Here is an 11,008-nt window from a genome sequence, read left to right as displayed (position 1 = left end):
GCCAACAAGGTGAAAGGTTGATTTCCCAATATCAATTCCAAGAATGTTAATAGTAGACATGATGATTCTCCTCATTTAATAATCTCCCTAAGTGTAGCTTAGGGGAGGCGGACCATCTTATTAGCGCCTTAGAGTATATGGTCTAAAAATGATCTTGTAAGGCGGAAAGTTAGATAGGAGATCAACTTCAATTTAGACTGTTTCACGGGCTAAGCGGAAGGTCATCATGGTGATTAAAAGTATTTCACCTCCCTCGCTAAAAGAAGGTCAATAGAGGTCTCATCTATTACTCATTCACTTGGGGGGAAATATGCCAAAATCATTAATCCAGTACCAACGGAGGTATAATGGTCCTGCTTTGTTATGCTGAAGTTTATTAAATTTATTTATATCACTTACAACACACAGAACATAAGGCTCTTCAAAATCGAGTAAACACGACAACCGGTAAAGCAACTCATGATGTTCATTGAGGGTCTCTACATTAGTTAACACGATGATTTCAAATTCAGAAAACAGATCACTTAACGATCCCATATCGACTTTTTCTAAGTCTATATAACCAGTTATTCCAATCAATTTACACTTTTCAATTAACTGAAGCAAAGTGCTTTCATTAGGTAATGTAAAGGCTGAGTTAGTTCCAGGTGCCTTACAAATCAGTTCTTCTAGATCCATTATCAATTTCTCATTTTGGCGTAGAAGTTAGGCAATATTAAGGATCGATACAACATTAATTTGCTGAACACTAAGCATATATCACCTCAACTCACTCAGCCCCAAAGCAATAGACTCTTGCTGAAAGCGACCAAAAATATTAACGACTTTTTCATATGAACTCGTTAAAAAATTTTCTTCAATAATGCTACTAGTTTCTTCAAAGGATTGATGATCAATAACAGTATCAAATCCACTAAGTTTCAATTTTGCTTTAGAGCTAACATTTAGTGCCTTGTCGAATATAGCATTCTCTAAAACCTCACCAGTTACAATGTCTTCAACATTAGCGTTCATCTTTTCAAACTTAACAACATCAGCCTCAAAAGGTACATCTTGCTTAACTCGATAAGCAAATTCCAGCAACTTCGGCTCAGCAGGCATAAACATCACAGCCTCTTGATTCTTTGACTCCGTCATTCTAAGTATTCGACCTAAGATCTGTCTAAAGTGCATCTCAGTTTTTATATTCGTTAAATGGCAACAAACTTGCAAACGAGGAATATTAGTACCTTCACTAATCATTCCTATCGAAATAATCCACGGAGTTTTTGCGTGCCTAAATTGTTGAATAATACTTGTTGGCTCGTTTTCTCTGTAGGTAACAATAACGCTATCTTCATTAAAACAATTTTTCATTAATCGTGATATTTTCTGTGCATGCTTAATAGATGAAGCGACAATCAATCCCGCGGCATCTAAGTTAACGTTTCGTATCTGAGTTAGCTTTATGTGAGCTGAAGAAATAACATATTCCATCACCTTTTCATTTTCTATAACTTCTTGGTAGGGGATAACTGATTGCGATAACAAGCATTTGAAACTACTGAATTTTTTGGTTTTATCATCATCCGTAACCGAAATATTATTATTATCAATCGCAATTATCTGAGGAACACGACAAACATTGTCAGTAATAGCCTCAGCAAGACCATATACATAATCACAGGCTATTTTGTTGCTAGGATGAAGGTAGCTTGAAAGAACAATAGGAGCTGCGTCTGAACGCCATGGAGTGCCAGTTAACGCTAAAGTAAATTTGGCCTTATCTTGAATATTAAGAATTACTTGTTCGCCCCACGCATTAGCATTATCAATATTAGACCCCGCACAATGGTGTATCTCATCAAAAATAACAAAGACTCGATACTGCTCGAATAATTGCCAAAAATTGCAATCAAGATACTGCATGCTTTGATAAGTGAGGGATCTACCTTTAGCTCCAATCATGCCATCAAATCGTTCTTGGGTTCTTAACTGCAAACTTTCACGAAAATCTTGAGAGACAATCGAAGAAGGGGAAAAACAAATGATTAAATCGATTAAATTATTTTTTAACAACCTGTTCGCTAATTCCGAGGCCATTATGGTTTTACCTGAGCCTGGTGTTGCTAGCGCTAAAAAATGATTGTTGTTATTCTGATATTGCAGTAAAGCTAAAGCGATACAGTCACTTTGCCATTCTCTTAATTTCATATTATACCTAAGGGCTATCTTGATTCATTAGGCCTTCAATGGCTCTTATCTTCCCTAGTATTCTGGTATTATTATCTCTAGCTTTGTTGTATTTCGGCTGGATCTCGTTAATGAGTTCGGGGAATTCAGAATAAAGTTCTTTATAAGCTTCAGACTCCCCCATATTCAACAACAACTCTGCTTTGTAGATATTTAACTTACCTAGTAATTGTTCACTTTTCTTATCGGTATATTTAATTACTTTGGGAGGCTCATATTCAGTTTTTAACCTGATTGCTTTAACATCAAAAAGGACTGTTTTACTAAAACGAGTAAATCCTTTTTTCTTAGGAACAAGCTTAGTAAGCCAACCTTTTTTGACTAGTTTTAAAAGTTCAGCTTATATTTTTCGTCTAATGCTTGCAGGATCTAATGATGGGTCGTTTTTTAAAACCAAATAAGTTGATCGGACATCATTCGTTGTGAAGTGATTAAAAGTATTAATAACGATGATTTGAGCTACAAGAGGGTCTAATTTCAAAGTGAATCCTAAGCTACTTTTACAATGATTATTACCTGAGGTAATACGTATAATAAGTTTTACCTTCAACCAACTAATTTTATAGCTTAGTTATTAACTTTTCCGTGTCTTATCTAAAGGTTTTCCTTTCTTTTTAATGCATAATTTTACTAAAAAACAACTGAATGCTCTGTATACAGAGCAATTTTAGGCTTTTTATTTGTGACAATCAAGCTCCGATAGCAGAGCAAGTGATGTTATGAATATAATTGGAAAAAACGTAAGGCTCATTCGTGAAAGAAAAGGATGGACCCAAGAACAATTAGCTGCAAAATGTAACTTAATTGATTGGGGAATTAGTCGTAGTACGCTAGCTAAAATAGAATCAAATGTAAGAGGCGTTACTGATATCGAAGTGAATTACCTTGCAGTGGCACTTGATATAGAAATAGAAATATTATTTTTATATCAAGATAAAACATAATTCATACAGTATTTTTAAGCTACTAGCTGCATTATCTTTCGAGTTGTATATATATCTCCAATCCGGAATGGTCATAGAATCTGTCACTTCTTTAAGACTGTTCCTCATTATTGAAATAAATAAACTTGGTTAAAGCATTAATGAAATTTAGACTCATCGCAATACGTTTCACTTATTTGCTTCACTTAATTGTTTAATGAGTTGTTGTTGCGCTAGCCTTAGATTGGCAATAGTTTCTTGCGCAGTATTATAATCAGCTTGTAATGTTGCATATCTCTTTGCCAATGATCTTTGTTCTACTATCACTTGCGAGTTGATTAACTCGCGGAAAAATTCATGGTACTTTTTATTCTCTAAGTTCTTAACTTCACTCTGCAAGGATTTTTTAGCAACTTCTAGCTCAGGTTTAGACATCCTGCGTCCATCAGTCGGATGTCGGCCGTCTAGCGTCCACATATTTAGTAAAATATCATTCTGTTCTTTAATAAATTTAAACAAGCCTTCTTGCCGATCTTTTCTAATGTTGGTGTCGCTAACATCAGCTTTTTTAGCAATATGGGCGTTAATTAGGGTTCGGTCTGTAACTTTAAGGTCTTTAGAAACCCCATTTTTAATCTGTATTTTTAATTCTTCAACCAGTTCAATCGTTGCATAATATAGCTTCCTAGTCATTTTATTGCCTGATTTAACCCAGTCGGGTAGTTCCACTTCGACAGGTTTTTTTCTTAATTTATCTAATTTTGAATTTTTCATAATCTACTCCATTTCATCTAGAATTTTATTGCCACGTTCAACCAATCGCTCACTGACTTTGAAATGCTGGCTATTTTTCAGTGGAAAGCGGTCTAAAAAATCCTCATGACTGAGTACATTTCGCAACACACTGTCGTGGTTACTCTTCTTGCTTCTAAATGAATGATGGCATCCTGAGCACAGTTCAAAACATCCCTCAAGGAGATTAGGTACACCCGTTTTTTTATCTAGACATTTTGATAGATGTCTAGTTTCTGTCAACACTAGGCAAAAACCGAACTCGTGCGGTGTTAAAGAGTCAAAATCATTGCTCAAATCATTAAGAAATTCATCTAATTCATCTGGGTTTCTAAATGCCATTTTATTGACTTCACGCCGAACGTGCAGCGCCATAGCTCCGGTAAAATCGCTTGCATCTTCACCTACCATGCGATGCAGTAACTCCTTGATATATCTGCGCTCCGCGCCCTGACTGATGTCAGCAAAGCCCTTGCCATCAGTGTAATCGGTTGTGAATGCACTACCTACACGGTGACGAAAATGTTGGCGTATAGCCTCCAAAACATCACCATCAAAGCGCCTGATTGCAAACTCAGCAAAACAATGTCGGAAGCCGTGGGCATTGATGCCTTCACAAATTTGACGCAGATGCTCGCCATGTTTTTTAATTAAAGTTTCGTAAAATATCTGAATACGTTGTCTCATACTAGAAGTGCCAATACCTAACCTTCTTGCTTTGATGTCTGATGGGGCAGTGTCGAAGTGAGCGGCCTTAAAGTATTGTCCGAATAAATGCGTGCTCGCTTCGTCAGTGTGGCCGCGCTTGGTCACATAACTCAAATCATTGAGTATCATTGCGGCTTCCGCTACCAATCCTGACATGCTACGCATTTCGCTACACCCGAAGTGTGTTTTATTGATATTAGTGCGAAACATCCAAGTTCCGTCCGCTTTAATATCGTAATCATCAGCCTCGAGATTGGATATTTCGTGAACGCGGATACCTGTGAGACAGAGGAAGACAATCAGGCAAGCATCATAGACTTCCACGCATAGCTCGCTAACATGTTTGTTCCCTTTCAAGGTGAAGATGTCACTAAAAGGGAGTGGCTTATCAAGCCCTTGTAATTTAGCGTATTCTTCCTCAACCTTAGAAACAAAGTGTGGAATTGTATTGTTAAGGTCTTTATTCTTCCCCCACATTTGGCGTTTGCTTAAAACCTCCCCCTTTAGATACTGCTTAAGTCTAGGCTCTGCCCCTTTTACCCCATTAAAAACCACCTCCTGAGCGTGCAGCTTAAATTCACCTCGTTGGGTGCGGAAATACGCTTGCAATAGATGCGTGCTGGGGCGGCGTAAGATTTCAATCGCCTCGCTGAGAAGAAGCATACTGATCTCCAAGGGGAACCTGGCGTAACTCCCTCCTTTTAACCATGCAACATAATCTACGCCCATATCAATGAGCTGCTGTTTCAGCACCGTTTGGGTAAAATCTTTAGGGAGAGATACCAGTAAGCCATCATTCAACAATCCCTTGCGATAATATGTGCCAGTATTTTTTAAGAAAGTTAGAGTTTTATCTATTGTCTTGAATGCAAATAACTCCTGCACCTTAAAGCGATCATGCCTACCTGTCTCTTCAATTTCATTAAATGCGAATGCATTTACAAAAAATGCACATTCGGATTCTCCCCACTGAGTTAGCGGCCTGCCAGGATAATGTTTGGTTGCCCATGCAGTGAGTTTTTTTATTTTTATAAGATCCGAAGTTACCATTGAATATCTTGCGCTTAATGCTTGCGTGTTAGGGGAAACATAGCCCCCACAGGCATTAATCAGCATTTGCCTTCCCCATATTCGCCATGATTTATTGGCATCAGGCAAGGCAACGTCCAAGTCTTTTACCTCGCCTGATATATTGTCGGTGATTTTAAATACATCATCAGTTAACTTGTTGATGAGTTTCGGAGAATCGTTGTCATGCCCTAAAGGAGCTATATTGGTTTGCATTAAATTGATATTCATTGAGTATTGCTCCTAAAGCAGTGAAGGGTATGGGATGTCAAATTCAGCCAGCATATCTTTGCCTGCTTGCTGTAAATGGGAGGGGAATTGCTCAAGCATCTCACTTAAGTAGGCTAGATTAATTCGCCACTTTGATGCTTTTTTCTCGCTATCCAAGCGCACTGAATGCAGTTCTTTTTTGATGTGGGCAATGTATCCAGTGATAAGCGCAGCGGTGATTTTAGTGGTTACAATAAGGGTTTGACCTTGATGGTTGATACCGCCCCAGATCTCAGTGTCCAGATCTAAGGATTCAAGCATTTCTTCAAACTCGTCTTTGGAGTTACTGATATCCAGGATTTTGCGTACTTGTTGCATATCGACTACTTTTGCACTTTTGATATATTCACTGATTTTCAATGCTTCTTTTTCATACTGTTCCCCGACTTGCGCACCGAATCTGCGCATAGACTCTATTTTCTGAGGTGAATTGCTGCGGTCATTGTAAACATTGGCTTTCGTTTCTTTGGAATGAGCAGTTAATTCGGCTCTGGTTTCAGCCGAACCGTATGAGTCGGCATCGCTGGTTGGTTCACTCCCTTTTTGATAAATATGGGTGCTATCATCCATACGCTTGCGTGACATTGAAATAGCGGCAGGGCTTAAAGCTATTTTTGAATGCTTCGTTTTGAATTTTAGTTCATTCAAACCACGCTTTTTTCTCGATCTGTTTTTTTTTGCATACTCGTTTTGTTCCAACCGATTTTTATTATTCTGCTTAACCAACCTTTCTAGTAGCCATAAAAAGGGCTTACCTTCGTCACCGACTTCTTCCGAAAATTGAGCGTTCAGTTGCGTTTTTCTGTCCAGTAAAAGTGACATGAACGAATTAAGCTCAGTATAACCGGACGAAATTTGGCCTTTCCCTATTGCTTTCCAATTATAGACCAAGGTATCGCCTTGCTCGGAATTAGGGGTAAAGCTTTGTGCTTCTGACATCAATTCATGATGGTTTTTCAAGGTGTTATGTACGATGTTTTTTCTGCTGTAAATGGCCGTTGCTGAGGTCGTATTTCGGCGGCCTTTGCCATATCCAAGTTGCAGACTCTTATCTGTAATTGAGAAATCTACTAATGCGTGCTGATCTAAACCACCTCGTTGGATTGAATCGGCAGCTAACAAACATTGAATTGAAAATGTTTCTATATCGGATGGCCTATTGAGGAACCGAAACGTCAATGCATTCAGGCTGACTATCTGAACTTTTTTTAAATTAATCTGAAAAGTAACTATTCTTCCTTTTTCCTTGTCGAAGAATCTCTTTGCCCAAGCTATTTTAGCTGTTTCGCTATCTAAGTCAGGCGCGACAGGCAGTTCATGTTGGAGTAACCACTCAATGGTAAGAGGGTTTTCTTGCTCTAATATAACCTTATAGAGATGATTATAGGCATCCTGTATTATTTGATATTTATCAGCGTTTATTTTACTGGAAATGTGCTTAGTGTTTATAGTCAAAGAAGGTTGATAATATGATGAAAACTTGTGATTGAGCAGATTGTTTGTTTTTAGTTTATCTACCCATTGTTGAAGAACTTTATCCTGCAATAAACCAGACCGCATAGCGCCAAGCTTTTCATTGATGAAACAACACTCAAGGCGAAGCGCCTTGATCATATCACTATCATTGTACGGGCAGTTCCGCGCACCAAATAAATCTACTAATGACTGAGTCGGTGTGTCGTTCGGGGGAGGAAGATCTGGCGCAAACACCAGATACGACATAAAATCGGTAGTAAATACGGGAAGTAAAGCGTGATTTTTTTGCTTTAACAGCCATTTTGTAGGTTCAACGATATGGAGCATTTCGCCATAGAAACCTTTTTTTGTTTGTTTCTTTCGATACCGAAGGTATTCTTCATACACATTAAGCGGTACACCATCTTTCAAATACTGTGTTTGCTCGGCTATAAATTCAAAGAACTTCTCCTGCGACCTGACCTCGTTATATCTCGTTGTAAGTGATTTTGACAAAAAGTCCGCTGATTGCAAATACAAAATTACATTACGCATAATGTGAAGGTTTTCATACCCTGCTGGGATGCTAAGTTTTTTAAAACTCGATTTTTTAGTGCCTGAAGCCCGACCACTTACTATTACCTCTGTCTCTGATACTCTGATCGGAATTACGGTAGCGGGTGCCATTGTTTCAAGGGATATAAATGTTGCATCATTAGACTCACGACTCCCAGTGGCATCGGCTATTTCATCAAAACTCATCATTTATTTCCTTTTTTTGCGTAATGACGTTTGCCATATTGAGTATTTTCAAGACTTAATTCGGCTAGTTTGCCTTCTCGTTTATTAAGCAGTGCGTCAAAGTAGATGTATCCAAAGGTGATTTGTTTGTCTGTGTGCCCCATCCACTGTGGTACGTAGACCCAAGGGTCTTTTCCTAATTCTATACACAAAGCAACAGCATTGGTTGCAAAACATTTTCGTCCTTTGTGATAGGTGCTGTCTTTCCAACGCTGACGCTCTTTAGGCGTGACTTCTGGACGGATACAATAACGGTCTGCACATTTACGAAATAATTTGGTGGCGAAGCTCTCGCCTATAAGGCGCTTGCCATTTTTACGACAAATCAAATTCCCATTTTTAATGTGTTTTGCCCGACCCCATAAAAATTTGTAAATTATATCCACTAAACTAACAGGGAAAATAACAGTGCGGTATACACTGCCCTTGCCGTACACGTCGAATTCTAGTGTAGAAGGCAATCGATTTTCAACCTTAGGTAATTTTTCCCTGAGGTTTTCAACATTCATGTTTTCTTCCTGCGTAACCTCAAAGGTGCGAAAGCCTGCCATGTAACCAAGTGCCAGAATTAGTTCATTCCGTTCACGATTAAAGCCACATTTTTCCTTCACCTGACTAACTAACTTGTCTTTGAATTCTTTTTCGGTAAAGTACACGTCGTGCATTTCTGTTGAAATATTACGAAGGTAAGTTGATTTGTCATTTGCCTCTTGATAAGAAAACGAAAAGTCAGGAATACGAGCAGTAAAACCGTGAGCATACGCATAACGATAGAATCCGGATATGGCAGCGATATGCAATTCTATTGAGCTATCCTTGAGTTTTTTTTTCTGTTGTAAATGGCCATAGAGGTAGCCGGACATTTCATTATCGGTTAATGAGTTCCAATCGCTAAAAGAACCATCAGCTCTTTTAGACCTCTCAATCCCAGTGAAAAATTGCTTGATCAGGTTTTGATAAGTGTCAACAGTTGTAAATTTGTTATTTTTCGCAGTATTAAATAGGAATGCAGTTGGCACTACGAGGGGTAATCCGTCTTGCAATAAAACGTATGATGTTAGTGTGCGTAGTCCAAACTCAATTCCTTCGACTTTCTTGCATTCAATCATCTAATTATCCTAACCTGATTTTTCTTGACGTATATTAATGGTATTGTAATATAAATCTATTCCGTCAAGATATTAAGGTAAATAAAACAAGGTTAGATAAGATATGGACTGCTTTTATGCTGCTATTGAAATGCGAGATTTTCCTGAATATCAAAATATCCCATTGGCTGTTGGTGGTGATGGTCCGCGAAGTGTTTTGTGTACTAGTAATTATCAAGCTCGTCAGTTTGGTGTGCGTGCTGCCATGCCAGCGATTAAAGCGAAACAGCTTTGCCCACACCTTAAAATTGTTCATGGCCGCATGGATGTATATAAAGAAACTTCCAAAAATATTAGAGAAATATTTTCTCGGTATACCGATCTCATTGAACCTTTATCTTTAGATGAAGCCTATCTGGATGTCACTGATGCAACAATGTGTCAGGGCAGTGCTACGCTTATTGCTGAGAAAATTAGAGCTGATATCTTTAATGAATTAAACTTAACGGCATCGGCAGGTATTGCACCGAATAAATTTTTAGCAAAAATTGCCAGTGATGAAAATAAACCTAATGGCCAATGCGTTATTACTCCAGATAAAGTCGCTAACTTTGTCGAACAACTTTCACTAAAGAAAATACCTGGTATTGGTCCAAAAACATTTGAAAAATTAAATAGGCATGGTTATGTAACCTGCGCAGATGTGCGTGAAAGTAATATTCGGGCGCTACAAAATATTGTCGGTAAATTTGCTAATAGCTTGTACTTAAAGTCCCATGGTGTCGATAATCGAGAGTTAGAAGTTAGCCGGCAACGTAAGTCTCTCGCCATCGAAACAACATTGGCACACGATATATCTACCCAAGATGAGTGTAAGCTTGTTATCGATTCCTTATATCAAAAATTACTCACTCGACTTGTCCCCCACAGTAATAGAGAAATCATTAGGCAAGGTGTGAAGCTTAAGTTTGCTGATTTTAATCAAACAACCGTAGAAACACAGAGTAACGAATGTCAGGAAGCCCTTTTTCTCAGTTTATTATCAAAGGCATACAGCCGGTCAAATAAACGAGGTGTACGACTTGTCGGTCTAACACTTGGCTTTGCTGATAGTCCAGGCGAAAGTCAGCAGTTGTCTTTTTCGTTATAGCACTTATTATCACAGCCGAGTGGTATTGAAAAAAAGGCATTTCATTGTGCTATGAGTTTATTAGAGCGACGAGAGCATTCGAAACTAGATCTGCTACAAAAACTATCCCTTCGTGATTTTTCGTCAACAGATATTGATGCGGCTATCGAAACCATAGCTAAAAAAGACTATTTGAGTGATGAGCGCTTTGCTGCCTGTCGCTGTCGATATCAATTGAATCGTGGCTATGATTGGCTTTACATAGCCAATGAACTCTAACAAAAAGGCATCTGCACAACAATTATCCAAAAATTGCGTGAAAGTTGTGAAATTGATTGGTATCTTCAAGCTGAGCTTGCGTATAATAAGCGTTTTAGTGCCAAACACTCTGTTGATAAAAATACAGAATGTCAGCTTGATAAGAAAGCAGCACAAAAAGAACAAGCCAAGAAGATTCGTTTTTATAATACCGTGGTTATTCAAGTAATGAAATTTCTGCGATATTAGAATAAAACCAGAATTAAAATAGACCCGAATTAACA

At 38.2% G+C, this 11,008-nt stretch carries 10 protein-coding genes; 4 read left to right on the top strand and 6 right to left on the bottom strand.

The annotated features are described in order from the left end of the window. Positions 1-294 precede the first annotated feature (294 nt). Together ESZ36_RS08210 and ESZ36_RS08205 are read right to left on the bottom strand one after the other, a co-directional pair. Positions 295-678, bottom strand: a complete 384-nt coding sequence (locus tag ESZ36_RS08210; RefSeq protein WP_146786092.1) for a hypothetical protein — start codon at positions 676-678, stop codon at positions 295-297. 81 nt (positions 679-759) lie between these two features. Next, entirely contained in the window at positions 760-2,193 is a 1,434-nt protein-coding gene (locus ESZ36_RS08205; protein WP_146786089.1) for a DEAD/DEAH box helicase, read from the bottom strand. A 758-nt stretch (positions 2,194-2,951) separates the two neighbouring features. Between ESZ36_RS08205 and ESZ36_RS08195 the strand changes: the two genes are divergently transcribed. After that, positions 2,952-3,176: a helix-turn-helix domain-containing protein gene (locus ESZ36_RS08195; RefSeq protein WP_146786086.1), complete on the top strand. Its 225-nt coding sequence runs from the start codon at positions 2,952-2,954 to the stop codon at positions 3,174-3,176. Positions 3,177-3,344: 168 nt separating this feature from the next. On the opposite strand, the gene ESZ36_RS08190 is transcribed toward ESZ36_RS08195, so the two are convergent. The 4 genes from ESZ36_RS08190 to ESZ36_RS08175 are packed head-to-tail and all read right to left on the bottom strand — an operon-like array spanning position 3,345 to position 9,358. After that, entirely contained in the window at positions 3,345-3,929 is a 585-nt protein-coding gene (locus ESZ36_RS08190; RefSeq protein ID WP_146786083.1) for a hypothetical protein, read from the bottom strand. A gap of 3 nt (positions 3,930-3,932) precedes the next feature. Continuing rightward, positions 3,933-5,954, bottom strand: coding sequence for a site-specific integrase (locus ESZ36_RS08185; RefSeq protein WP_146786080.1), 2,022 nt, complete (start codon positions 5,952-5,954; stop codon positions 3,933-3,935). Between the two features lie 12 nt (positions 5,955-5,966). Further along, positions 5,967-8,213 (bottom strand): hypothetical protein, encoded by a 2,247-nt coding sequence (locus ESZ36_RS08180; protein WP_146786077.1) that lies wholly within the window; start codon positions 8,211-8,213, stop codon positions 5,967-5,969. Continuing rightward, positions 8,210-9,358, bottom strand: coding sequence for a tyrosine-type recombinase/integrase (locus ESZ36_RS08175; RefSeq protein WP_146786074.1), 1,149 nt, complete (start codon positions 9,356-9,358; stop codon positions 8,210-8,212). The genes ESZ36_RS08180 and ESZ36_RS08175 overlap by 4 nt, the downstream gene beginning before the upstream one ends. Positions 9,359-9,461: 103 nt before the next feature. Here ESZ36_RS08175 and dinB point away from each other — a divergent pair, with 103 nt between their 5' ends. Genes dinB through ESZ36_RS08160 form a run of 3 tightly spaced genes read left to right on the top strand, consistent with a single transcriptional unit; the run spans position 9,462 to position 10,973 of the window. After that, a complete protein-coding gene (dinB, locus tag ESZ36_RS08170; RefSeq protein WP_146786071.1) occupies positions 9,462-10,487 on the top strand; it encodes a DNA polymerase IV in 1,026 nt (341 codons plus the stop codon). A gap of 24 nt (positions 10,488-10,511) precedes the next feature. Further along, on the top strand, positions 10,512-10,745 hold the full coding sequence (locus ESZ36_RS08165; RefSeq protein WP_425457376.1) for a regulatory protein RecX: 234 nt from the start codon (positions 10,512-10,514) through the stop codon (positions 10,743-10,745). A 33-nt stretch (positions 10,746-10,778) separates the two neighbouring features. Continuing rightward, positions 10,779-10,973, top strand: coding sequence for a hypothetical protein (locus tag ESZ36_RS08160; RefSeq protein WP_146786066.1), 195 nt, complete (start codon positions 10,779-10,781; stop codon positions 10,971-10,973). Positions 10,974-11,008 lie beyond the last annotated feature (35 nt).

It is taken from the genome of Colwellia demingiae (genome assembly GCF_007954275.1).
GTDB lineage: Bacteria > Pseudomonadota > Gammaproteobacteria > Enterobacterales > Alteromonadaceae > Colwellia > Colwellia demingiae.
The sequence above is the reverse complement of the archived record's forward strand: the minus strand, read 5'-3'. Positions and strand labels throughout refer to the sequence as shown.